We start from the raw sequence: 23,903 nt of genomic DNA on the forward strand, positions 1-23,903 counted from the left end.
AGCCTCACAGGACTTGTTTAAAAGTTTTCGTTGCAAATAATATATCCGATTTAACGTTTTCAGTCAATAGTTTTATTTAATTATAGCCAAGAAATACTTCTTTTTACCACGACGAATAACAATATATTTACCGTCAAATGAATCTTTTGGAGCAATCTCAATGGTTGTATCAGTTAATTTTTCACCGTTGATTCTGATGGCTCCATTTTGAATATCTTCACGAGCTTGACGTTTCGACTTGTCAACATTTGTCGCAATCAAAAGATCAACTAAATTGATTGAATCAGCTGTGATTTCTGCACTAGGAACACCATGGAAGGCTTCAGCAACTTCAGCAGTTGTCAATTCTTGAATTTCACCTGAGAATAGTACGTCAGTGATCTTTTCAGCTGTTTGTAAAGCTTCTTTACCATGGACAAAGGTTGTAACTTCTTGTGCCAAAGTTTTTTGTGCTAGACGTTTTTCAGGAGCTGTCTTAACTGAGTCTTCTAACTTGTCGATTTCTTCTTTAGAAAGGAACGTGAATTTCTTCAACAAGTTAACGACATCTTTGTCATCTTGGTTAAACCAGAATTGGTAAAATTCATATGGTGAAGTCTTTTTAGGATCAAGCCAAACAGCACCACCAGCTGTTTTACCAAACTTAGTACCATCAGATTTTAATAATAAAGGAATTGTTAATGCATAAACTTTAGCATCTGACCCTTCAGCCTTGTGGATCAAATCAAGACCGGCAGTTAAGTTACCCCATTGATCACCACCACCAACTTGTAATTGCACGTTGTGTTCGCGGTAAAGAGTTAGGAAATCTAATGATTGTAAAATTTGGTAAGTAAATTCAGTGAAGGAAATACCAGCTTCTAGACGACTAGAAATAATTTCCTTGTTAAGCATGGTATTAACATTGAATAATTTACCGTAATCACGAAGAAAGTCTAGGATACCAATTGGTTCTGTCCAGTCATAGTTGTTGACCATTGTGAAACCGGTAAAGACTTTGTTAGCTTGATCACTCAAAGCTTTTACATTGTGATTAACTTGGTCCATTGTTTGCATAGGACGTTCAGCCTTTTTACCACTGGGATCACCAATTGAACCAGTCGCTCCACCAATAACAATGTATGGATGGTGACCAAACTTACCAAATCTTTCCAAAGTCATAAAAGGCAACAAGTGTCCGATATGCATTGAATCTCCAGTTGGATCCATTCCGCAATATAGGGAAATATCCTTTGAATCAACTAAATCACGTAAACCTTCTTCGTCTGATTGTTGATTGATCAAACCACGCCATGCTAGTTCGTCGATAATATTCATAAATTTTCCTCCTAATGGTTATCCTTAGTCATGGGAATAAAAAAAGCGCCCCTGCAGTTATGCAGGGACGCTATTTGCGCGGTACCACCCAAATTCAAGTCAATTGACTTGCTCTTTACTCCTAATAACGTAGGACACGAATTTCAGTCTAGTATTTGATAATTTACCCTGCTTGACTCCCACCAACCGTCAATTCTCTGAACACTGAAGTAAATTACTACTTAAATTAAAACTAAAATCTATTTATAGGTATGATGATACACAGAGCTTGATTATTTATCAAGGATTTTTTTGAAAAGACATTGATTATTGTATAATGTAATTGCTTTCTTTTGAGGGGGAAACTATGAAAAAAACACTTTATTTAATGCGTCACGGTCAAACGTTATTTAATGTTCAACACAAAATTCAAGGCTGGTGTGATTCACCATTGACTGAAACTGGTATCAAACAAGCTCAAGCCGCCAAAAAATATTTTAACGACAATGAGATTGATTTTGATGCTGCCTATTGTTCAACAGCAGAACGTTCTAGCGATACGTTGGAACTTGTCACTAATCTGCCATATACACGTTTAAAAGGGCTCAGAGAGCTTTCCTTTGGCGCTTTTGAAGGCGAACAGGAATATTTACATCCCAAGGATGATCCTAAAAAACATTTTGGTGATTATTATGTCCAATTTGGTGGCGAAGATAACCTGGCTGCACAACAACGTGTCAATAAAACCCTGTTAGAAATCATGAATCAGGACAATAGTACCGTTTTAGCAGTTAGCCATGCTGGTGCTTGCATGATGTTCTCTGATCTTTGGACTGATATGCAAAAATTACGAGACGGCGGTTTTACCAATTGCAGTATTTTAAAGTTTAGTTTTGAGAATAATAAATTTATTTTCGAAAAATTAATTAACGTATAAAAAGAAAAGTCGATAATAATATTTAATATTGTTATCGATTTTTTCTTTTATCTCAATGGATTAAGCTACTTTATAAGTTAAATCACTTTCTTTAACCCATTCATTTGTAGAAACACGGTACATTTTAACTCCATTAATTAGGGCCATTTTGTCAGTATACCAAGGTGTATTAGGAGCTAAAGCTCGATCATAAACCTGTTTACCGTCTAGATTAGTTAAAAATGCAATATGATTTTTAGTCGTTATAATACTTCGGTCAGACTTCCGCATTGAATTATCCGCAGTAATTGGTGTAGTTGAAATCAGAGTCATATCTTTGGCACTGATCCAATCGGTATTATCTACTCGATAATAATAATCATTATCGTCTACAACCGAAATTTCAAAAACTTTCCATTCAGTTCCATTTGGCAATCCATAGTTTGTTGGAGCAAACTCAAGGTTATCAACACCCGCAAAGGGATAAAATGGAGCTCCAAAACTGTGTTCAGTTTTATCATTGATTCTGACAACACCATAAAAGTGATTCATTCCTTCTGGATAGTCAGTGACACTTTGACTACTGCCATCGGCCTTAAAAAAAAGTGGTGTTTCTAGATAAACATAAGAATCTTTTGGTTTAATCGAGTCAAGCATCTTTAAATCAATTGCGTCTCCAACAGCGTTACCCATTACCTTCCCAGATCCAACTGTTTTACCGTATAAGTCTTTAAAAACTACCGTATTGGTAACCTGATCAGCCTGGTCTGTAGTCGTTGAAGTATCAGCAGCCATAATATTCGTAGCGGTTGTTGTCATTCCACCGCTAAATACCATTCCTGAAATAAATAAACCACTTAATAAAATCGATGTAAGTTTTTTCAAATAAATCTCCCCCTAAAACATTTTTGTTACTTCTACCATAACAAAGAAAAATCGAAAAAAACAAAAAATACAGTGAAAGATGTCTTTATCCCACACTGTATTTTTTTATTTCATATGATCTTCGATCCAAGTCCAAACTTCTTCTTTACCATATTTAGTTTCAGCACTAAATAATTGTAAATCGTCAGTCTGATTAATACCCATGGATTTCTTAACTGCATTTACTGTTTTATTCCATTGATTGCCTTTGATTTTATCCATTTTAGTAGGAACAATCAAAGTTGGAATATGATAATAACTAACAAATTGATACATCGAAATATCATCTTCACTAGGTGTATGACGACCATCAACTAAAATAACTACTCCACGCAATGGTTGACGCGTTGTTAGATATTCTTCGATCATGACTCCAAATTCTTCACGTTGTTTCTTAGAAACCTTGGCAAAGCCATAACCAGGAACATCAACTAGATATAATAGGTCTTCAATATTATAAAAGTTAAGAGTTTGGGTTTTACCGGGCGTACTTGACGTTCTAGCAAAACTTTTACGATTTATAAGTGTATTAATCAAAGATGATTTACCGACGTTAGAACGGCCTAAAAGAGCAATCTCAGGGTATCCTTCGCCTGGATACTGTTTTGAACTAACAGCACTTAAATTCATTGATACATTATTTACTTGCATAATTCACCTCAATGAAATAATTTTACCATAGAAAAATAAAAAAAGTTGCCTACTAGGCAACCTCTCCATTTTTAAGAATCAATTCAGGTTCTTTAACTTTTCTAACAGCATCTTTAGTAACTTTAACACTCTCGACATCATCGCGACCAGGAATATCAAACATTGTATTCAACATAGTTTCCTCAACGATTGATCTCAAACCACGGGCACCAGTATCACGTTCAATCGATAATCTGGCAATTTCTTTAAGTGCACCATCGGTAAAGAGTAAGTTAACACCATCAAGCTCTAATAATTCCTTATATTGCTTGATCAAGGCATTTTTAGGCTTAGTAAGGATATTAACCAAGTCATCTTCAGTTAGCTTCTCAAGGGCTGTTACGATTGGAATACGACCGATAAATTCTGGAATAATACCAAACTTCATCAAATCTTCAGGAATGATTTGTTGCATCAAACTCTTTTCTTCCGCAATCGTTACTTTTTGTTCGGCACCAAAACCAATTGTCTTATCGCCTAAACGATTTTTAACAATTTGTTCGATACCATCAAAAGCACCACCGACAATAAATAAGATATTAGTTGTATCGATTTGAATAAGCTCTTGCTGAGGATGTTTTCTCCCACCCTGTGGTGGCACGCTGGCAATGGTACCTTCAAGAATCTTCAAAAGTGCTTGTTGGACACCTTCACCAGAAACATCACGTGTGATTGAAACATTTTCACTCTTTTTAGCAATCTTATCAATTTCATCGATATAAACAATTCCATGTTCGGCTTTATCAACATCAAAATCAGCGTTTTGCAAAAGCTTCAATAAGATGTTCTCAACATCTTCCCCAACATAACCAGCTTCTGTAAGTGTTGTGGCATCAGCAATCGCAAATGGAACTTTTAGAATACGAGCTAACGTTTGAGCTAAGAAAGTCTTACCTGAACCAGTAGGTCCAATTAAGGCAATATTACTCTTTTGCAATTCAGTCTCGCCATCTTTAAGATGTTCCATTTTATTAATTCTCTTATAGTGATTATAAACAGCCACTGACAAAGCTCGTTTAGCATCAGTTTGACCGATTACATAATCATCAAGAATTTTCTTGATATCAATAGGTGTAGGAATATTATCTAAATCTAATGGTGTAGCTTCATTTAGTTCTTCGTCTATTATTTCTTTGCATAAATCTATACATTCATTACAAATATAGACACCGGGTCCGGCAACTATCTTTTTAACTTGATCTTGTGTCTTACCACAAAATGAACAGCTAATTGTGCCAGTATTTTCTGTACTATCAAACATATGCAATTTCTCCTTCAATAGTTCCAATACTTTGAAAGTCTAGCATTGTAATAATTAAGAGTAAAGTAATTAGTTTTATACCCTCTTTTATAAAAAAAGGAAGCCTCGCGGCTTCCTGATTTTTATTAAAAAGTATTGATTACTTTTCTTCGGCTGAGTCAACAATCATTTCGATTGCCTTCTTAGCAGCGATATCATGAGCCAACATTTCGTCAGAAAGTGCATTTCTAACAGCTGATTCTTCCATCTTATATTCAGTAGATAATGATTTGATTTCGTTCTTGATTTCGTCTTCTGAAGGTTTGATTCCTTCTTTAGCAACGATTGCTTCGATAACAAGATCAGTCTTAACACGTTCTTGAGCATCTTTAGCAAATTGTTGTTTCAAGCTATCTTCAGTTGTACCAGTCATTTGGTAGTACAATTTAGGATCGATACCTTGACGACGAAGGTTAGCCAAGTATTGGTTCAATTGGTTTTCAACTTCTGTATCAATCATTGATTGAGGAATTGAGTCGATTTTAGCATTCTTAACTGCAGCAGCAATTGCTTCTTCTTGAATGTTTTCTTCAGCAGCATCCTTCTTTGAATCTTTGATTTCATCGTGAAGTTTTGTTCTTAGTTCTTCAAGTGTGTCAACATCTTCGTCAACATCCTTAGCAAAGTCATCATCTAACTTAGGTAATTCCTTTGTTTTAACTTCATGAAGTTTTGTAGCAAAGACAGCTTTTTTACCAGCTAAATCTTTTGCTTGGTAATCTTCTGGGAATGTAACGTTAACGTTAATGTCTTCACCAGCAGCGTGACCAATCAATTCGTCTTCGAATCCAGGAATGAATGTACCTGAACCAAGTTCTAGTGAGTAGTTTTGAGCGCTACCACCATCGAATTCTTTACCATCAACTGTACCAACATAGTCAATAATAACTGTGTCGCCTTTTTCAGCTTTACCGTCTTTAAGAACAAGTTCAGCTTGTTGTTTTTGTAATTCAGCCAAACGGTCTTCAACGTCAGCCTTCATAACATTACGTTTTTGCTTCTTAACTTCAAGACCCTTGTAGTTACCAAGTTCAACATCAGGTTTAACAGTAATAGTAGCTGTAATTTCCCAAGGTTGGTCTTTTTCCATTGAGTCAACACTAATTTGTGGTTGGTCAACAGGTTCTACTTTTACTTCACCAACAGCTTTTTCGTAAGCAACTGGTAGAACAGCATTTAGAGCATCTTCGTACAATGCTTCTTCACCGTACATACGGTTGAAGATTTGGCGAGGTACTCTACCTTTTCTGAAACCAGGAACGTTTAAGTTCTTCTTTACACGATCAAAAGCAGTGTTTAAACCGTTCTTGATAGTTTCTTGGTCAATTTCAAATTTTAATTCACCAGTATTGTTTTCTTTTTTTGTATATTTAGCCTTAGCAGACATTTATATTATCCCTCCGGTATTTCAACGATCTCATACTTTGTAATATTACCTTAAAAAGATAATATTGTAAACATTTGACGTGATTTCTAGATTTTTTTAAGACATCATTTTTCTATTATATGATACTTTGACTCATTTTTGAACATTTAAGCATAAAAAAAAGAGCTGGATTAACCAACTCTTTTTTAATTATCATCACTAATTTAAAAATTAGTCTAAGATTTCTGTAACAACTCCGGCACCAACAGTACGGCCACCTTCACGAACAGTAAATCTTGTTCCATTTTCAATAGCAACTGGAGCAATCAAGTCAACTTCAAAAGTAACTTGATCACCAGGCATAACCATTTCTACACCTTCTGGCAATTCAATAACACCAGTAACATCAGTTGTATGGAAGTAGAATTGAGGACGATAGTTTGAGAAGAATGGAGTATGACGTCCACCTTCTTCTTTACTCATGATATAAACTTCACCCTTGAACTTGTTGTGAGTCTTGATTGAACCTGGTTTAGCAAGAACTTGTCCACGTTCAACTTGATCACGGTTAATACCACGTAGTAGTACACCGACGTTATCTCCGGCTTCACCTAAGTCAAGTGTCTTACGGAACATTTCAAGACCAGTAACAGTTGATTTTGTAACTTCTGGCTTCAAACCAACAATTTCAACTTCATCACCGACTTTAACTTGTCCACGATCGATACGTCCTGAAGCAACAGTACCACGACCAGTGATTGTGAAGACATCTTCAACAGGCATCATAAATGGCTTAGTGTTATCACGTTCTGGAGTTGGGATATATTCATCAACAACATCAAGAAGTTCTTCAACGTGTTTAACTTCTTCAGGGTCTCCTTGAAGAGCCTTCAAAGCTGAACCACGGATAACAGGAATGTCATCCCCTGGGAAATCGTATTCTGATAATAATTCACGAACTTCCATCTCAACAAGGTCAGTAAGTTCTGGATCATCAACAAGATCAGTCTTGTTCAAGAATACAACAATGTAACCAACACCAACTTGTCTAGCAAGCAAGATATGTTCACGTGTTTGTGGCATAGGACCATCAGTTGCAGCAACAACAAGGATGGCACCATCCATTTGTGCAGCACCAGTGATCATATTCTTAACGTAATCAGCATGTCCTGGAGCATCGATATGGGCATAGTGACGCTTTTCAGTTTCGTATTCAACATGGGCTGTGTTGATAGTAATCCCACGTTCTTTTTCTTCTGGGGCTTTATCAATATCAGCGTAATCTTCAGCCTTAGCTAAACCTTTGTCAGCCAATACCTTAGTGATTGCTGCTGTTAAAGTAGTCTTACCGTGGTCAACGTGACCAATTGTCCCAATATTTACATGGGGCTTTGTTCTCTCATAATGTTCTTTTTCTGCCATTACAAAGAATCCTCCTAAAATTTCATTTCATAAGATTGATCCAAAGAAAATGCTCTTTAGACGACTCTTTACTGAAAAATTATACTACTTTCAGAGGTGAAAGCAAAGTAATTCAACGCAAATCACCGACCAAAAATATACTCTTTGGATTATACGGGGAGTAAACGGAATTGTAAATACTCAAAGTGAAAAAAGTTTAATTTTTTTACTCCTGGAAGGTATTAATCAGTTCATCGAACCTTTTCAACCAAGTATTTACTCCATCTAGCCCCTGATTATCACGCATCTGTGATTCATCTACTAAACCATACCTTAAAAGCATTGCTTTTGTCCAGAGGGCAGGGTCTTTTATTATTTCTTTTCCAAATGGGTATACAAAAGCGGCGTACAGCGATAACTCACCTTTGAAGTTCTCTGCTTGTGATTCGTTCTCATCAGTTAATAATTTTTCTAATTCGTCACACATTTTCAAATAGACATCAGTTGACATGATAGGCATTAGCTTGCTTGGAATGCAAGTCTTATTTTTACCATAGAATGAAATATCAACCGTTTCATCGACTCCCAGCTTCAATAAATTCTCCAGTGCTTCACTCTTTAAAAGCGGATGTAGCAAGGGATTCTCCAATAATACTTTTGCACTATTGATGTAATCATCTTTGTTAAATTCCCTTAACTTTCTGAGTAACTGAATTTGTTCAGCTGTGGGTTCTGTAACGATCGACAACAACCGACTCGTTATTTTTTCTTTTTCTGGTTTAAATGATCTTTCATGTCTATCTTCTGCCACTTTAATTCGACGGATAAAATCATCAATTACATCATTTTTGATGTTTGGTTGTTGATTATTGTCATAGAAACTTAACATTTGATTAGCTAATAAAAAGTCATTATTCTCTAAAATAATATCTAATGCCAATTCCGCCGTGTCCGGTTCACTGAGGTAATAATTAAAATAATCTAAAATCACAGCTTCAGCATCACCTGGACGTTTTTGATTCAATAAAGATGCAGCAAGCCCTTTATTTATTGAAAAAGTTTGCTGCATCGCATATGCCTGTGTATATAAATCAGCCGATTCGTCCCAATTTCCTTGTTCAAAAGCTTCGTCGGCCTGATCGATAATTTTTTTCAGATTATCTGAGTCTCCGTCCATAAAGTACCTCAACAATATTTGAACAAATTAAATCATTCTATTTTTTTGCTTTTCTGTGTCTATTTTGATTAACTTCCATGATTACTGGCAAAATAACTGGGTGTCGATTAGTTTGTTCATACAAGAAGTGATTCAACTTGTCACGAACACCTTGTTTTAAGTCTGACCAATCAAAATCTTTACTATCTTGCATATAATCTACGATTGTATTGACAATGATATCTGAGCTTTCACTAAGCAAATCACGACTAGCGCGCATATAAACAAAGCCACGTGCAGTTATTTTAGGCTTAGCAACGACTTTTTTCTTCTTACGGTCAATTGTAGCCACTGCGATAAAGACACCGTCTTCGGCCAATAATTCACGATCACGAAGCACAATACTACCAATATCACCAACGCCAATACCATCGATCATAGTATCTCCAGCATCGACACCTTTTCCAAGATAGAATTGATCATTTTCATAATTCAAAACATCACCCTTCTTAGTTAGGAAAATATTTTGATATGGAATACCGGTTTCATGTGCAATTCTAGCGTGAGAATCGAGTAAACGATATTCACCTTGAATAGGAATAACGTTTTCTGGGTTCAATAAATTGATCATTAATTGTAGGTCAGATTTGTTTGCATGACCTGATGAATGCTTATCATCACCCAATGCTTTAACTTCTGCACCTGTACGATAAATGGCATCACGTGCCTTAGCAACTGTTGTATCCATAGCATGTGAAGGTGTTGTAGCAATAAAGACTAGGTCTCCTTCTACTACTTGGAATTTTGTTTTGGCAGCTGGATTAGCCATCTTTTGAAGCAATTTAACTGGTTCACCCATTTTACCAGTTTCAATAATAACTAATTTATTGTTATCAATATCATCTAGTTCTTTAGGTTGAACAATCAAGTTCTTATCAGAAAGTGTTAAATAGCCTAATTTTAAGGCTGTTTTCAAAATCTTCTCGGCATCAGTACCAGAAAGAAAGACTCTTCTCCCTGTCTTAGCAGCTGCATCAATTACTTGTTGCATTCTTTGAATATTAGAAGCTACCTGAGCCACAATAATTCGACCATTGTGATAATTAAAGGTATCAAGGATATATTCATAAATATCTTTTTCACTAGAGTTTTCATATGGTGATTCAGCATTAGCCGAGTCACTTAATAAAGCTAAAACACGTTCACTACCAATTTTAGCAATACGACCATAATCAGTTTTATATATTGGTGTAGCAGCTTGATCAAATTTAAAGTCACCAGTATAAACAATTTGACCCTCACTAGTTTTGATAACTGTTCCTAAAGAACCAGGAATTGAGTGAGTCGTCTTGAAGAATGAAACTGATGCCTCTTCAAAATCAATCGCTGTATTTTCATCAATAACATGGAAATTAGCAAATTTTTTACTACGTGGATCATTTGAACAAACGATCTTTGCTAGTTCAATGGTCATCTCTGAACCAAAGACTGGAATATCAAATTCACTGATTAAATAAGGTAAAGCTCCAATAGCATCAGCATGTCCATGTGATAGGAATACTCCCACCACTTTATCAATATTCTGTTTGATATAAGTCATATCAGGTACGACTACATCAATACCATAAAGGTCATTATCAGGATACTGTAAACCAATATCCAAAATATAAATCTCATCATTTACTTCTACTGCGTACATATTCTTGCCAGTTTCACGTACGCCACTTAACAAAATTATCTTAATTTTTTTGCTCATATTCATCTCTCATTTCATTAAAATAGCATAGATCATAATATTCTATTGTGATTCTTAAGTCTTTTAAGACTATTTAAGCTATACCTGATTGCTATTTTACCATATTCACGACTATTTAGAAAAAATATGCAAAAAAAATAGGAGTTCCATCGCTGGAAACTCCTAAAATCATTATTAACGACGTAGACCTAATGATTGGATCAAGTCACGGTAACGTTGAATATCCTTGCCACGTAGGTAACCTAATAGATTACGACGGTGACCAATTTTCTTAAGTAGACCAACATATGAATGGTGATCTTTCTTGTTAACTTTCAAGTGATCGTTCAATGCGTTAATATCGTAAGTTAGAACAGCAACTTGTACTTCTGGAGAACCAGTGTCTCCATCTTTACGTGCATATTGTTTAATGATTTCGTTTTTCTTTTGTTTTGAAATAGCCATTTCATTCACCTTTTCCTTATATATTTAGCCAGACTATGTTTGCGTTGGTGATTCGTCAAACAGAGCATGGTTAACACAACTAACTAATTTACTACATAATGGTTAATTTTGCAATACTGAAAAAAAATCGACATTTTATTGCATTGGCAATAGGAATTATGTATAATTCTATGTATTGAGTTTTAAGCTTACTAGGTAATCGGAGGTGAAATTAATGCCACAAATTAAATCAGCAATGAAACGTGTCAAGACTGCAGAAGGTGCAAATCTTCGTAACAACGCACAAAGAAGTTCAATGCGTTCAGCAATCAAGAGTTTCGAAACTTCAGCTGCTAACAACGCTGACAACAAAGAAGATTTATTCAAGACAGCTGTCCGCGCCATTGATATGGCTAAGTCTAAAGGCCTAATCAAGGCTAACAAGGCTGCTCGCGACAAGTCACGACTTTCAAAATTGAATTAATGATAAGCAGCCGTTAGGTTGCTTTTTTATTTTATCAAAAACTAAAAGAGACTCAGAATAAATTCTGAGTCTCTTTTTTTAGGCAAATTTAGCAATAAACAGGTCAAACAGCAATTCTTTGTCACCCTGTCCAGATTTAATTTGATAATCTAGATTAACAATATCGCCATACATGAGCTGCAACTGTCTCATCTGCAAAGCCCTTATCTGACGATGAGCTAATTTAACTCGATATGGATGTAATTTTAGGTTTTTAGAAATTGTAGCTTCTGACAAACCCTTCTCAGATAATATTTTGACCTGAATTAATAGGCGCAATTGCGAAGTTATAATGGCCACCAATAAAATTGGATCGATTTTTTGTAATAAAAATTGATGATATAGTTCCTCTGCTTGATAAATATTTTTGTTTAAAATCTCATTCATCAAATCAAATACATTATCTTCCAGTGATTGTGGAACTAATTCCGTAATAGCATTCCGATCAATTTGTTTGGTTTTTAAGGAATACATCTTTAATTTATCTAATTGATTGATAATCAGCGAATAATTTCCCTTGGTTTTATTGATCAATAAATCTAGAGCATCTGGATCAATTTGATAACCAGCATTATTTAGATCATTTTTTACGGTCCTAGTTAACGCTGGACCTTCCATTTGACCCGCATCAACAACTGCTGCCAATTTTTTAAGTTGTTTAACAATTTTTTTACGTGCGTCTAATTTATCGTATGAAGCAAATATAACCAAAATTGTCGATGGTGTTGGATTTTGAATATATCTCAACAATAAATCAGCATCTTGTTCAATTGCGTTTTTCGTTCTTTCAGCAGTTAAAAAATAGGGGTTTTCAGCAAAAACTAATCTTCTTTCCCCAAAAAAAGGTGCCGAAATGGCCTCATTAATCACATCACTCAAAGAAACTTCTTCTAAGTCAAAGTTAGAGAAATTCATCTCCTGTTCTTCAGGGGACATAATTTCTTTAAATGATTTCTGAATATCCTTAATAAAAACCCGTTCTTTACCAGTAATTAAATAAACATTGTTCAAATTACCTTGTTTTAAATTATTTTTTAGTTCTATTATTTTCAATCAAGTCACCCTTTAAAAAAGTCGTTATCTTTTCCTCATCATTAAAGAAATAATAATACCAAGATATCATACCATATTCAGCCGTATTTAAATATTTGACCTGATGATTATCAAGCCGCTCTAAGGTTTCTTTGTTTGGGTGACCATAGCGATTATCAATTCCTGCAGAAATAAAACCCCATTTTGGTTGGATGGCATCCAATAATTGATTACTCGTGGCTGTTTTCGAACCATGATGACCAACTTTTAAATAATCGACTTGAAAATTATGATCAAAAAGAATCTTCTTTTCACTCTCACTATCTAAATCACCCGTAAACAACCATTTTTTATGTTTAATTTGGGCTAATAATGTCAAAGAATCACCATTCTCCCCAACACTACTGACTTTAGGCCACAATACTTGCCACTTAATAAATCCAGTATCTACAATATCTCCTTGTCGCAAATTTTTAAATTTAATCGTCGGGTGAGCTTTAATTGCCGCTTTAATTCGTGGATTATTCTCTAAACCGACACCAAAATTAACCTCATTAACCCGAAACGTGCTTAACAGCCTCTCCAAATTACCTACGTGATCGACATCCTTGTGCGTTAAAAATAATTTATCAATGTGAGTAATTCCCCGATATTTTAAGAACGGAATGGTACTGTTAGTAACTTGATCACTATTGACTCGTTTTGCCCACCCTGGTACAGGAAAACTTAATTTACCTGCGGTGTCGATCAAAAAAGTTTTCCGATTCAACGGGGTCGTAATCATGATACTGTCTCCCTGACCAACATCAACTAGATTCACCGATCCAAATACTGGGAATTTGTTGATGAGAATACAAATGCTCAAAACAATTAAATATTGTAACAAATATTTATTAAAAAAATTACGGCTTTCTACATAAAATAAAACTATTATCACTAAAATAACCACTAATCCCTCTGAAAAGTGACCTGTGATAAAAATAAAATTAGGATCATTAGCAATAATATCTAAGTGCCTGTATAGTTCATCAAAAACATAATTGATTGTTTTCCAATAGGACCACTTCACGGTTAGTGCCGAAATAATTGTAATGGGTAAAATAAAATACGTGAAAATTGGTACGAAAAAAAAGTTTATCAGTAAACTCAACCAATTGAATTGATATGTATAAAAACAAATTATTGGCAAGCTGACTAAATTCATTTTAAAAATCGTCAGTAAAAAACTCGCTTGGCGGTATAAATAAAGTATGGCAAACGAAAGCAAAAAACTTAACTGTCCTCCCATCTCAACAATTGCAAATGGATAAATCCATAGACAAATTATTAAAGTTACACTAAAAATATCCAAACGACTAACTGATATTTTTAATTTTTGAAAGATAATTCCTACCATCACTAATACAATCGCTCGCCAGATTCCACTTTTGGACCCCACCAATAACCCATAACAAGGTAATACTGCAAGCATACTCGTATTGACCCACTCTACTGGCATCTTAATGGCAGAGGTAAGTTTTAGAATCAGTGTCAATAATATTAAAACATGTAACCCTGACAGACTAAATAAATGGATTATTCCCAAAACACTCAGGATCTTCAGAAAATCTTTATCCGTGTAACCAGTATAACCAACTAATAGACTTTGACTATGAACCCTTAACCAATGGGGCAAAGCAGCCAAATAGTTAATTATATGTATTCGTAAAACATTTATTTTATCACTAATAGTTTTTGGTTTAAAAACTTGTGGTTGCTCGATTGTAACCACTTGTAGTGAATAATGAATGTCTTTATTATTTTGATATTTTTTAAAATTAAATTCCCCAATATTTCTCGGTCCAGAAATATCAGTTATCTTTTTTACAATCACATGTGCCTGAACAATCTCTCGCAAATTGCGCCAATATTTTTGTTCCGCTTGGCTTTTTAATTGATAAATAAAACGAACAGACTCAGTTTCACCTTTTAATTCACCACTTAAACTATTTCCATTAACCGTTAATTTATCTGGAGAAAATAAACCCACTCGAACTTGTGGTTCATGGATCTGTTGTTGTTTGATCAATTGACATCTAACTAAAAACATTCCAGCCACTATAACTATCAATAAATTCAGTTTTAAATCTTTGAGAATTAAAATCCTTAGCCCTAACAAAATTAACAATATCAGAAAAAATTTAGTTTCAAAATAACTAAAAATAATCAATATCACTATTAAGCCTAAAAATATCCAGCGTCCTTTCATTGATCAAACGGTCAATTGATCTTTTAAAGTATCTAAACTTTTCTCACCAATACCTGAAACTTTGGTTAAGTCATGTAATTCTTTGAAATTACCATTTTTCTCACGAAAAGCAATAATCTTCTCAGCCTTTTTAGGACCAATTCCTGTAACATCCTTAAAGTCATCAACTGTGGCCGAATTAATATTAACTAATTTACTTTCTTTATTACCGGTTTTATTAGACGTTGAAGCAACTTTTTCTCCTTGATAAGGTACATAAACTTGCATCTGATCAGTCACCCGTTGCGCCTGATTTATTTGTTTGGTATCAGCGTTACTATTTAATCCTCCCGCCATTTGTAAAACTTCTTGAACTATCGCACCATTTTTAACTCGATAAACGCCGGATTTTTTAACGGCTCCTTGGATATCAACTACCAAGACATTTGCTTTAGCTGGTTTTTCCTTTGTCGCTACCTTCTTAGCTGGTTTAATCTCAGTTCTCAATTCATTTTTAACTGGCTGTGTAGATGCCGTCTTATGCATTAAAAAATAACCTGATGTTGCCACTACCACAATCAATATAACCAACGAACTTAGAATATTTTTCTTTAAATAGTTCAAAATAGTTTCCATTTTTATCACCTCGTATAAAAACTACGCAAAAAAAACAGCCCTTATTTGGACTGTTTAGTTTTTTCAAGGTAATTAATTGCATCGTTTAAGTTCTTCACCGGTACAATTTTCATTTTAGTATGAATTTTTTTGGCGGCGCGCAATGCCAAATGATAATTATTCACATAACCGGGTTCATACTTTTTAATTTCTTTAGTTACCGGATCATCTGGTGCAAAGAAGACAGTAGCACCTTCTTCGGAAGCAGCATAAATTTTCTTTTCGATTCCACCAATTGGTCCAACCGTCCCATCAGGAGCAATTGTTCCAGTACCTGCAATCGTTCGTCCAGCTTTGAGGTCTTTATTGGCCACCTGGGAATAAACCTGTAATGTAAACATCAATCCCGCTGATGGGCCTCCAATATCTCCTGCATTGATCTTTGTTGATGGATTCCCCTTAGCTTCAGTGTTATCAGTCAAGGTAATTCCCAAACCGAATCGTTTCGTATCAGCTAGTTTAACTAAACCACCAGAAGTTGTCTTAGCCTTACCATCACGTAAAAAATCAATTTTAACGTTTGAATGTTTATTTTGCTTTTTTACATATTTGATAAACTGATCAGCATTATTAAAATGATATCCATTGATCGATGTGATCGTATCACCAATTTGTAATTTCTTCTTAAAGTCAGAATTATCCATTACATCCATTACATAGACACCCAGATATTTCTTAGTAAAAGGTTTATCAGCCTTAGTATAGGCAGCCTGAATAGCATTATTAGTAGCTGATTTCATATAATATTGTTGCACACGGAAATATTCTTGACTATTTTCATCACCCATAAGATCTTGCTGTGAATAAATAGTTTCAAAACTATTCCCCATGGACTTTAACATAGTAAAAGCTGTTCCGGGAACGATTCCTACCGTTGTTAACAGTAAATTCCCCTTCTTTTTATCATGTTTTCCATCAACCTTAACAAATTGTGAGGTATCTTCAGCCGTTCCGGGAACTTCCAAATAATAACCCGTTGGAACCATGAAGAAAGCTACAACTACAATAAAGATAAATAGTGCTCCAAAAATTTTATTTCTAGTTTTATTAAATTTCAAGGTTACTTATTCCCTTCTCAGCTTCTTTACCAATGCTTGTGCAACTGTTTGAGGTACAAATTCAGAAATATCTCCCCCAAATTTGGCAACCTCTTTCATCATTGATGAAGATATCGTAGCATATTTATTACTAGCAAGTAGGAATACTGTTTCAATCTCATCGTCCAAAACCTTATTGATCGAAGCCACACCTGACTCATATCCAAAATCATCAGAATTACGCATTGAACGAATCATAAATTGGGCTCCAACTTGTTTGGCTAAGGTAGTTGATAACTCATCTTTACCATCAATAACCGCCACATTATTTAAATCAGGAATTTCATCTTCAATAAATTTTTTCTTCTCTTCATAAGTAAACAAATAATTTTTTGAGGTATTAGTCATAGGAACAACATATAACTTATCAAATAATCTTGAGGCCCGACGAATGATATCTAAATGACCATTCGTAATGGGATCAAAACTTCCCGCATAAAGTCCTACTTTCTGTGCCATATTAGCCTCCAAATTGATACAAAGCAACTTTTGTATCTTTATAATTCTTTTCTTTAAGTAAATTGATTCGATCAAAGTCACTTAAATCAATATCATAGTCGGTTTCATCTACAATCACAGCCCCATCATTCAACAGATCCTGCTCGACCATATCTTTAATAATTTGTTCAGTGATTTTCATTCGATAAGGTGGATCTAGAAAGACTAAATCGAATTTTACGCCATCAGTTTTAAACTTTTGCAATGCATCCGTTGCTGAAGATTTCATCACGACAAAACTTGTTTCTTCATGTGTCTTCTCGATATTCTCTTTGATCGTGTTAATGGCCTTATAAGCCTTATCAACCAAATAAGCTTTCTCATAACCTCTTGAGACTGCTTCAATCCCCAAACTTCCAGTACCTGCAAAAAGATCCAAAGCATTCCCATCCACCATGTATGGCGACAACATGCTAAAAACTGCTTCCTTGACCTTGGAGGACGTTGGACGCGTATTATCAGTCGGTACTGCTTTTAAATTTAAACCACGAAATTTTCCTGAAACAACTTTCATTAAGCTTCCTCTTCGCCATCTTTATTTTTCAATATATAATGTTCATCCAATTCTTTACGATGCGCAAATGACACTCTTTTAACAAAGTTTTTGGAAATCAATTCCTTTTTAACTTCAGGAGCCTTATTAGCATTAACGTACAACATAACATATTTCATTTTGGGAGATGTGTAATAAATCGTACCGTATCGTTGTAATTTTTTTCTCCACTTTAACGAGTAGACCCAGACATACAAGGCCTGACGTTCCACTTTTTTATACATAAACTCACCCTTTTTTTATTTCTTCAAATTTAGCAGTCGCTTCCAAGTTCAAAACAATTCCCAAAGCAACTGATAAGACTAGCATACTAGAACCACCATAACTGATAAATGGCAAAGTAACACCTGTCAGCGGAATTAATCCTAAAAGTCCTCCAACATTTAAGATGATCTGTGCCAAGATCATTGTGGCTACACCATAATAGACCAGAGAATTATAGGTTTTCTTAGAACGAAATCCCAATGAGATCATTCTCAAGATTAATATCATTAGTAAACTAAGTACGATGAAGACACCTACAAAACCTAATTCTTCACTAATGATCGACATAATAAAATCAGTATGCGGCTCCGGCAGATAACCACGTTTTTGGATACTATTTCCCAATCCATCTCCAAAAACACCACCATTACTGATTGCATAAAATGAATTGACCAACTGTGCTCCAGCTTTTTGTTCCAATTGAAACGGATGTTGCATTGCTAGAAAACGCTGATAAGCATAATTATGCTTTACAAAAGCTGGTGGGAATTTAGTGATGATCACAATCATGGCAATAAAAACTGTCAACAAAACTCCACTAAGTTCGGCAATTAGTTTACCAGGAATCGTTGATGAGGAGATCAATACCAACGTGATTAAAGATAATATCAGCGCTCCACCAATATCTGGTTGAAAAAAAACCATGATAATGATTGATCCAACAATTAACAATGGCTGAGACACTTCTCGCACGACTTCTTTCCAGCCTTGCTTATTGAGCAAACGATTCTGCTTATTAGTCAGCATTAATGCTAAAAACATTATTAAAAATAATTTAGCTAATTCTAGTGGTTGAAAATTGATCAAACCTAAATTGATCCAAGCTGATGCCCCATTAACACGGCTACTTGGTACCAGATAAGCCCGGCCCAACAAATAAAACAATGAACCACAAGTTACGATCATAACAAAACTCAGAATGCGCTGACTCTTAAGAATCTTCTCTTTAAGCATAAAAGCTACATAACAAAGAAAGAGTCCTAAAACCGCATAGGAGGCTTGTTTGATCAAATACTGATCAGTCTTACCACCAACTATTAGGGCGTTGTAAAAACTGGCAGAATACACCATAACAACTCCAATTCCCAATAGTAAAATATATGGAATGACTATCCATAAGTCTATTTTCCTTAATTTTTTCACATTTGAACTCCTAAAATCTGATAATAAGATTATACCACCAAACAAATGGAGAAAAAAACCACACTTGGCATACCAATTTGTCAAAACAAAAAGAGCTAAGGACAAATGTCCCTAACCCCTCTTTTAAGTTTTAAATTACTTTTGGTTTTTCTTTGATTTATCAAACTTCTTACGATCATTTGTACTCAAGATCTTCTTACGTAATCTAACACTCTTAGGTGTTACTTCACAAAGTTCGTCTTCGTTTAGGAATTCGATAGATTGTTCTAGTGACATAGCTCTAGGTGTCTTGATAGCAGCAGCATGATCTTTACCAGATGCACGAGTATTTGTAAGGTTCTTACCCTTAGTAACAGTAACGGCGATATCTTGATCACGACTACTTTCACCAACAATCATACCCTCATATACGTCAATACCGGCACCAATGAATAACTTACCACGATCTTCAACAGATTGTAGTGAGTAAGTAGTTGATGGACCTTGGTTAATTGAAACCAAAGCACCAGTTCTTCTACCAGGGTTCCAGTTCTTAACAACTGGTTTGTATTCTGAGAATGTGTGGTTCAAGATTCCGTAACCACCAGTCATTGAAAGGAATTCTGTTGAATAACCAATCAAACCACGTGATGGTGCACTGAAGATCAAACGAGTTTGACCATTTCCAGTACTTTCCATGTTTTGCATATCACCTTTACGTTGTGACATTGAATCAATAACTGATCCAACATATTCGTCAGGTGTATCGATAGTTACCTCTTCAAAAGGTTCACATTTCTTGTTATCAACCATCTTGTAGATAACTTCTGGACGTGATAGTTGTAATTCGAAACCTTCACGACGCATTTCTTCAACAAGAATTGACAAGTGAAGTTCACCACGACCTGAAACTAACCATGAACCGGCTTGGTCTGTGTTCTCAACTTTAAGAGAAACATCAGTATGTAGTTGTCTTCTTAAACGATCTTCGATCTTTCTAGCAGTAACTTCTGTACCTTCACGACCAGCGAAAGGTGAGTTGTTTTGTAAGAAAGTCATTTGAAGTGTTGGTTCATCAATACGTAGCAATGGAAGTGCTTCTTCATGGTCAACTGGTGTAACAGTTTCACCAACGTAGATATCTTCCATACCAGAAACGGCAATAAGATCTCCGGCTTTAGCACTTTGAATTTCAACACGGTTTAGACCCATGAAACCAAACAATTTAGTAACACGGAAATTCTTTGTAGAACCATCAAGCTTCATAACCGTAACAGAATCACCAACGGCAATCTTTCCACGGAAAATACGTCCAATACCAATACGTCCAACATAATCGTTGTAATCTAGTAAGGCAACTTGGAATTGTAAAGGTTCGTCTGAGTTGTCAATTGGAGCTGGAATTGTCTTCAAAATTGTATCAAAGACAGGGTTCATTGTGTGTTCTTGTTTAGCAGGATCTGCATCATAACTTGAAGTACCGTTGATAGCTGAAGCATAAACAACAGGGAAATCAAGTTGTGAATCGTCAGCACCTAATTCGATGAATAATTCAAGAACTTCATCAACAACTTCTGCAGGACGAGCACCTGGTCTATCAATTTTGTTAATAACAACGATTGGTGTTAGATGTTGTTCCAAAGCCTTTTTCAAAACAAAACGTGTTTGTGGCATTGTTCCTTCATAAGCATCAACAACAAGTAATACACCATCAACCATTTTCATGATACGTTCAACTTCACCACCGAAATCGGCGTGTCCTGGAGTATCCAAAATGTTAATTTTCTTGCCATCATAATCAACAGCTGTATTTTTTGAAAGGATTGTGATACCACGTTCTCTTTCAATAGCGTTTGAATCAAGGGCACGATCTTGAATCTCTGAATGTGAATCCAATGTGTCTGATTGTTTAAGCATTTCGTTAACTAATGTAGTTTTACCGTGGTCAACGTGGGCGATGATCGCAATGTTTCTAATATCTTCTCTTATCTTAGTCAAGTTAGTTCTTCCTTCCATAAATACAATGTTTATAATGTTTTGCAATAAAAAAACTGTGAATGACTGTCACAGTTCACTAACGCGTTTTTAGTGTCTCAAGCGCTTCAGAAACAACTTTCTGAGTACCAACTATTACGACTTGTGATTTTAACATATTTAATGGGGCATCGTCAATACCTACGACACTCATCCCTACTGCCTCACACATAACGCGTCCAGCGGCTAAATCCCAAGGAGCTAAGTATGACATATACATGACTTCTTTTCCAGTCAGAAGGTGACCAAAAATTATTCCGGCACTTCCGTACACTCGAAAGCCACTGCTCTTTTTAATAACGTCTTGAACAGAAAATCTGTTTGACAACGCCATTGGAGCAGATACATCAACAAGCCCTTCTACCAAAGGTAGATTCTTTGGATCATCGATCTTCTTATCGTTGACAAATAATCCAATTTCCTTACCACCATGATAAATTTCATTATCCATAACATCTATAATAGCACCAATTAGTGGTTCACCGTCGATGTAAACGCCAATCATTGATGCAAAATTATCTCCACGCTTCACAAAATTCATGGTTCCATCAATAGGATCGACAAAAAATACTAGTCCTGACATATCCTTAACTAGATCGCCATAACCCTCTTCACTAACAATTGTAGCCTCTGGATATGCTTGTTTAATTTCGCCATTAATAAACTTTTCAGTTTTTTTATCAAAGTTTGTCACTAAATCATTGCGATTTTTTTTAGTAGCAACTGACATTTTTTGAATAGAATCACTTCGTAAATTTTCTCCAACTCGAGTCAAAAGTTTAACTAAAAAACCATCGATTTTTTTACTATCTACTTTCATTTTGAATCCTGACTTTCTCGCTATTTTTAGCTTGTTGACAACGTTTAAAAACTTGATAGATCGAATAACCTGATTCTAATTCAAATTCTTTATCTAATCTCTTTTGTTCCATTTTCATGGGAACTACTTGCTGAAATGAGCGATATTTTTGCAAAAATTCATCTCTTTTTACGCCCGATTCGTATGCTTTCTCAACTGCATTGTACAAATCAATGACGGTCACCATTTCACTTTGTGTCCAAGTTTCATCAAGAGGATAACTGTAATTATCTTGCATAGAATAACTCCCTTCACGTTTACTCTACTATACAAAAAAAGCGATACAAATGCATCGCTTTTTTAGTAAATCAATTATTTAGTATACGAAACAAACTATTTCGGTTTCTAAATATAATCTAATTTTAAATATGAGTTGGGTAGCCAATCAAAATATCGGCTGCTTCCTGAATAGGTTCACCTAGTGTTGGATGTGGATGAACAGTTAAAGCAATATCCTCAGCATTCAATTGACAGTTTACAGCAACACTTAATTCAGAAATCAAATCACTAGCACCAGGGCCGACAATTTGACCACCTAAGAGTGTGCCACTATCCTTTTCAGCAATCAATTTGACAAATCCTTCAGCTGCATCCAAAGAGACAGCACGGGCATTACCGGCAAATGGGAATTTTGCAACTTTGACATCGATACCTTTGTCTTTAGCATCTTTTTCAGTTAGCCCCACTGTAGCTAGCTCAGGATCGGTAAAACAAACAGCAGGAACGCTGATATAGTCATTTGCAGTATGTTTACCAGAAATTGCTCCAGCAACGGTCTTAGCCTCAAAGAAGGCCTTGTGAGCCAATGCTGGTCCAGGTGTGATATCACCAATAGCATAAATATGATCAACTGATGTCTTTCCTTGTTCATCAACTTCAACAAGTCCACGGTCAGTTAACTTAACATTTGTCATTTCAAGTCCAAAATTATCTGTATTTGGACGACGGCCAACAGTTACCATACAGTAATCAGCAGTGATTGTTGTAGGTTGACCATCAACTTCATAAGTGACATCAACACTGTCACCTTTGTTCTCGCTCTTTTTAGCCATTGCGTTAGTAATGATTGTAACGCCTTTTTTCTCAAGGTTCTTTTTAACAATTGAAACCATATCTTTTTCAAAATTAGGGATAATACTTGGAGATCCCTCAAGGATCGTTACATGAGAACCAAGGTCAGCATAAGCACCAGCTAATTCTGTTCCGACATAACCGCCACCGATGATGACAAATTCCTTTGGAACAGCTTTTAAGTTCAAACCACCAGTTGAATCGATCACCCGATCAGCAAACTTGAAACCTCTAATTTCAATAGGACGTGAACCAGTTGCCAAAATCAAATTCTTGAACTTGATAGTTTGACCACCACCATTGTCCATGAATTGTCTAGGACCACTTGGCATGATACGTAGTTGTGTATCGCTGTCCAAATAAGCCTCACCGTTGATAAGTTCAACATGGTGTTTCTTCAATAACATTTGAACTCCGTTGGTCATTCTAGCCACTACTTTTTCATCTTTCCAAGCTTGAGTCTTCGTAAAATCGATTGTGGCATCACTTGTTGTAATTCCATAAGTTGAAGAATCCTTAGCTTGTTGAAGTCTATGACCGGCAGTGATCAAAGCTTTAGATGGCACACAGCCAATATTCAAACAGACTCCACCAACTGTATCTGATTTTTCAATTACAGTTACATCTTGTCCTAATTCTGAAGCTCTGATTGCTGCAACGTAACCACCAGGGCCTGAACCAATAATAACGGTATCTTTTTCTATTACGTTTTCTGCCATT

23 protein-coding genes are annotated in these 23,903 nt (G+C 35.4%); 2 read left to right on the forward strand and 21 right to left on the reverse strand.

The annotated features are described in order from the left end of the window. Positions 1 to 72: 72 nt before the first annotated feature. Positions 73 to 1,317 carry a tyrosine--tRNA ligase gene (tyrS, locus tag IV57_RS03350; protein ID WP_057880083.1) on the reverse strand — a complete coding sequence of 415 codons (1,245 nt, stop codon included), beginning with the start codon at positions 1,315 to 1,317 and terminating at the stop codon, positions 73 to 75. Positions 1,318 to 1,663: 346 nt separating this feature from the next. On the opposite strand from tyrS, the gene IV57_RS03355 reads away from it, so the two are divergent. Next, a complete protein-coding gene (locus IV57_RS03355; protein WP_057880084.1) occupies positions 1,664 to 2,233 on the forward strand; it encodes a histidine phosphatase family protein in 570 nt (189 codons plus the stop codon). A gap of 60 nt (positions 2,234 to 2,293) precedes the next feature. Here IV57_RS03355 and IV57_RS03360 read toward each other — a convergent pair whose 3' ends face one another. From IV57_RS03360 to rpsO, 8 genes are all read right to left on the reverse strand, one after another. Then, entirely contained in the window at positions 2,294 to 3,097 is an 804-nt protein-coding gene (locus IV57_RS03360) for a hypothetical protein (RefSeq protein ID WP_057880085.1), read from the reverse strand. 105 nt (positions 3,098 to 3,202) lie between these two features. Further along, a complete protein-coding gene (gene yihA, locus IV57_RS03365) occupies positions 3,203 to 3,787 on the reverse strand; it encodes a ribosome biogenesis GTP-binding protein YihA/YsxC (RefSeq protein WP_057880086.1) in 585 nt (194 codons plus the stop codon). A gap of 52 nt (positions 3,788 to 3,839) precedes the next feature. Further along, positions 3,840 to 5,087 (reverse strand): ATP-dependent Clp protease ATP-binding subunit ClpX, encoded by a 1,248-nt coding sequence (clpX, locus tag IV57_RS03370; RefSeq protein WP_057880087.1) that lies wholly within the window; start codon positions 5,085 to 5,087, stop codon positions 3,840 to 3,842. A gap of 139 nt (positions 5,088 to 5,226) precedes the next feature. Continuing rightward, a complete protein-coding gene (gene tig, locus IV57_RS03375; RefSeq protein WP_057880088.1) occupies positions 5,227 to 6,513 on the reverse strand; it encodes a trigger factor in 1,287 nt (428 codons plus the stop codon). A gap of 210 nt (positions 6,514 to 6,723) precedes the next feature. Then, positions 6,724 to 7,914 carry an elongation factor Tu gene (tuf, locus tag IV57_RS03380; RefSeq protein WP_057880089.1) on the reverse strand — a complete coding sequence of 397 codons (1,191 nt, stop codon included), beginning with the start codon at positions 7,912 to 7,914 and terminating at the stop codon, positions 6,724 to 6,726. 205 nt (positions 7,915 to 8,119) lie between these two features. Beyond that, positions 8,120 to 9,070, reverse strand: coding sequence for a tetratricopeptide repeat protein (locus IV57_RS03385; RefSeq protein WP_057880090.1), 951 nt, complete (start codon positions 9,068 to 9,070; stop codon positions 8,120 to 8,122). A gap of 37 nt (positions 9,071 to 9,107) precedes the next feature. Continuing rightward, on the reverse strand, positions 9,108 to 10,805 hold the full coding sequence (locus IV57_RS03390) for a ribonuclease J (RefSeq protein ID WP_057880091.1): 1,698 nt from the start codon (positions 10,803 to 10,805) through the stop codon (positions 9,108 to 9,110). 174 nt (positions 10,806 to 10,979) lie between these two features. Beyond that, the gene (gene rpsO / locus IV57_RS03395; protein WP_057880092.1) at positions 10,980 to 11,249 is read right to left on the reverse strand and encodes a 30S ribosomal protein S15; all 270 of its coding nucleotides are present in this window, start codon (positions 11,247 to 11,249) and stop codon (positions 10,980 to 10,982) included. A gap of 214 nt (positions 11,250 to 11,463) precedes the next feature. On the opposite strand from rpsO, the gene rpsT reads away from it, so the two are divergent. Beyond that, positions 11,464 to 11,712 (forward strand): 30S ribosomal protein S20, encoded by a 249-nt coding sequence (gene rpsT, locus IV57_RS03400; protein WP_057880093.1) that lies wholly within the window; start codon positions 11,464 to 11,466, stop codon positions 11,710 to 11,712. Between the two features lie 78 nt (positions 11,713 to 11,790). Here the strand turns inward: rpsT and holA are convergent, their stop codons facing one another. The 12 genes from holA to lpdA all read right to left on the reverse strand — a co-directional run bounded on the left by holA (position 11,791) and on the right by lpdA (position 23,902). Further along, positions 11,791 to 12,804 (reverse strand): DNA polymerase III subunit delta, encoded by a 1,014-nt coding sequence (gene holA / locus IV57_RS03405; RefSeq protein ID WP_057880094.1) that lies wholly within the window; start codon positions 12,802 to 12,804, stop codon positions 11,791 to 11,793. Further along, the gene (locus IV57_RS03410) at positions 12,779 to 14,872 is read right to left on the reverse strand and encodes a DNA internalization-related competence protein ComEC/Rec2 (protein WP_162261209.1); all 2,094 of its coding nucleotides are present in this window, start codon (positions 14,870 to 14,872) and stop codon (positions 12,779 to 12,781) included. Before IV57_RS03410 ends, holA begins: the two co-directional genes overlap by 26 nt. Positions 14,873 to 15,034: 162 nt before the next feature. After that, positions 15,035 to 15,646 (reverse strand): helix-hairpin-helix domain-containing protein, encoded by a 612-nt coding sequence (locus IV57_RS03415; RefSeq protein ID WP_057880096.1) that lies wholly within the window; start codon positions 15,644 to 15,646, stop codon positions 15,035 to 15,037. Positions 15,647 to 15,687: 41 nt separating this feature from the next. Then, positions 15,688 to 16,743 (reverse strand): SepM family pheromone-processing serine protease, encoded by a 1,056-nt coding sequence (locus IV57_RS03420; protein WP_057880097.1) that lies wholly within the window; start codon positions 16,741 to 16,743, stop codon positions 15,688 to 15,690. 6 nt (positions 16,744 to 16,749) lie between these two features. Then, positions 16,750 to 17,241 carry a pantetheine-phosphate adenylyltransferase gene (coaD, locus tag IV57_RS03425; RefSeq protein ID WP_057880098.1) on the reverse strand — a complete coding sequence of 164 codons (492 nt, stop codon included), beginning with the start codon at positions 17,239 to 17,241 and terminating at the stop codon, positions 16,750 to 16,752. 1 nt (position 17,242) lies between these two features. Further along, positions 17,243 to 17,794, reverse strand: coding sequence for a 16S rRNA (guanine(966)-N(2))-methyltransferase RsmD (gene rsmD / locus IV57_RS03430; protein ID WP_057880099.1), 552 nt, complete (start codon positions 17,792 to 17,794; stop codon positions 17,243 to 17,245). After that, positions 17,794 to 18,057 (reverse strand): YlbG family protein, encoded by a 264-nt coding sequence (locus IV57_RS03435; protein ID WP_057880100.1) that lies wholly within the window; start codon positions 18,055 to 18,057, stop codon positions 17,794 to 17,796. Before IV57_RS03435 ends, rsmD begins: the two co-directional genes overlap by 1 nt. Before the next feature lie 4 nt (positions 18,058 to 18,061). Continuing rightward, positions 18,062 to 19,240, reverse strand: a complete 1,179-nt coding sequence (locus tag IV57_RS03440) for an FtsW/RodA/SpoVE family cell cycle protein (protein WP_057880154.1) — start codon at positions 19,238 to 19,240, stop codon at positions 18,062 to 18,064. A 135-nt stretch (positions 19,241 to 19,375) separates the two neighbouring features. Beyond that, positions 19,376 to 21,235 (reverse strand): translational GTPase TypA, encoded by a 1,860-nt coding sequence (gene typA, locus IV57_RS03445; protein WP_057880101.1) that lies wholly within the window; start codon positions 21,233 to 21,235, stop codon positions 19,376 to 19,378. 58 nt (positions 21,236 to 21,293) lie between these two features. After that, positions 21,294 to 22,073, reverse strand: coding sequence for an inositol monophosphatase family protein (locus IV57_RS03450; RefSeq protein WP_057880102.1), 780 nt, complete (start codon positions 22,071 to 22,073; stop codon positions 21,294 to 21,296). Then, positions 22,060 to 22,350 (reverse strand): UPF0223 family protein, encoded by a 291-nt coding sequence (locus IV57_RS03455; RefSeq protein WP_057880103.1) that lies wholly within the window; start codon positions 22,348 to 22,350, stop codon positions 22,060 to 22,062. The genes IV57_RS03450 and IV57_RS03455 overlap by 14 nt, the downstream gene beginning before the upstream one ends. Before the next feature lie 124 nt (positions 22,351 to 22,474). Beyond that, on the reverse strand, positions 22,475 to 23,902 hold the full coding sequence (lpdA, locus tag IV57_RS03460) for a dihydrolipoyl dehydrogenase (RefSeq protein ID WP_057880104.1): 1,428 nt from the start codon (positions 23,900 to 23,902) through the stop codon (positions 22,475 to 22,477). Between the last annotated feature and the right edge of the window lies 1 nt (position 23,903).

The sequence above is a fragment of the Companilactobacillus kimchiensis genome (genome assembly GCF_001438805.1).
Taxonomy (GTDB): Bacteria; Bacillota; Bacilli; order Lactobacillales; family Lactobacillaceae; genus Companilactobacillus; species Companilactobacillus kimchiensis.

Coding starts and splice junctions, on each gene's coding strand:
- tyrS (WP_057880083.1), bottom strand. CDS start 1,317: ATGAATATTATCGACGAACTAGCATGGCGTGGTTTGATCAATCAACAA.
- IV57_RS03355 (WP_057880084.1), top strand. CDS start 1,664: ATGAAAAAAACACTTTATTTAATGCGTCACGGTCAAACGTTATTTAAT.
- yihA (WP_057880086.1), bottom strand. CDS start 3,787: ATGCAAGTAAATAATGTATCAATGAATTTAAGTGCTGTTAGTTCAAAA.
- clpX (WP_057880087.1), bottom strand. CDS start 5,087: ATGTTTGATAGTACAGAAAATACTGGCACAATTAGCTGTTCATTTTGT.
- tig (WP_057880088.1), bottom strand. CDS start 6,513: ATGTCTGCTAAGGCTAAATATACAAAAAAAGAAAACAATACTGGTGAA.
- tuf (WP_057880089.1), bottom strand. CDS start 7,914: ATGGCAGAAAAAGAACATTATGAGAGAACAAAGCCCCATGTAAATATT.
- IV57_RS03385 (WP_057880090.1), bottom strand. CDS start 9,070: ATGGACGGAGACTCAGATAATCTGAAAAAAATTATCGATCAGGCCGAC.
- IV57_RS03390 (WP_057880091.1), bottom strand. CDS start 10,805: ATGAGCAAAAAAATTAAGATAATTTTGTTAAGTGGCGTACGTGAAACT.
- rpsO (WP_057880092.1), bottom strand. CDS start 11,249: ATGGCTATTTCAAAACAAAAGAAAAACGAAATCATTAAACAATATGCA.
- rpsT (WP_057880093.1), top strand. CDS start 11,464: ATGCCACAAATTAAATCAGCAATGAAACGTGTCAAGACTGCAGAAGGT.
- IV57_RS03410 (WP_162261209.1), bottom strand. CDS start 14,872: ATGTTTTTAGTTAGATGTCAATTGATCAAACAACAACAGATCCATGAA.
- IV57_RS03415 (WP_057880096.1), bottom strand. CDS start 15,646: ATGGAAACTATTTTGAACTATTTAAAGAAAAATATTCTAAGTTCGTTG.
- coaD (WP_057880098.1), bottom strand. CDS start 17,241: ATGGCACAGAAAGTAGGACTTTATGCGGGAAGTTTTGATCCCATTACG.
- rsmD (WP_057880099.1), bottom strand. CDS start 17,794: ATGAAAGTTGTTTCAGGAAAATTTCGTGGTTTAAATTTAAAAGCAGTA.
- IV57_RS03435 (WP_057880100.1), bottom strand. CDS start 18,057: ATGTATAAAAAAGTGGAACGTCAGGCCTTGTATGTCTGGGTCTACTCG.
- typA (WP_057880101.1), bottom strand. CDS start 21,235: ATGGAAGGAAGAACTAACTTGACTAAGATAAGAGAAGATATTAGAAAC.
- IV57_RS03450 (WP_057880102.1), bottom strand. CDS start 22,073: ATGAAAGTAGATAGTAAAAAAATCGATGGTTTTTTAGTTAAACTTTTG.
- IV57_RS03455 (WP_057880103.1), bottom strand. CDS start 22,350: ATGCAAGATAATTACAGTTATCCTCTTGATGAAACTTGGACACAAAGT.
- lpdA (WP_057880104.1), bottom strand. CDS start 23,902: ATGGCAGAAAACGTAATAGAAAAAGATACCGTTATTATTGGTTCAGGC.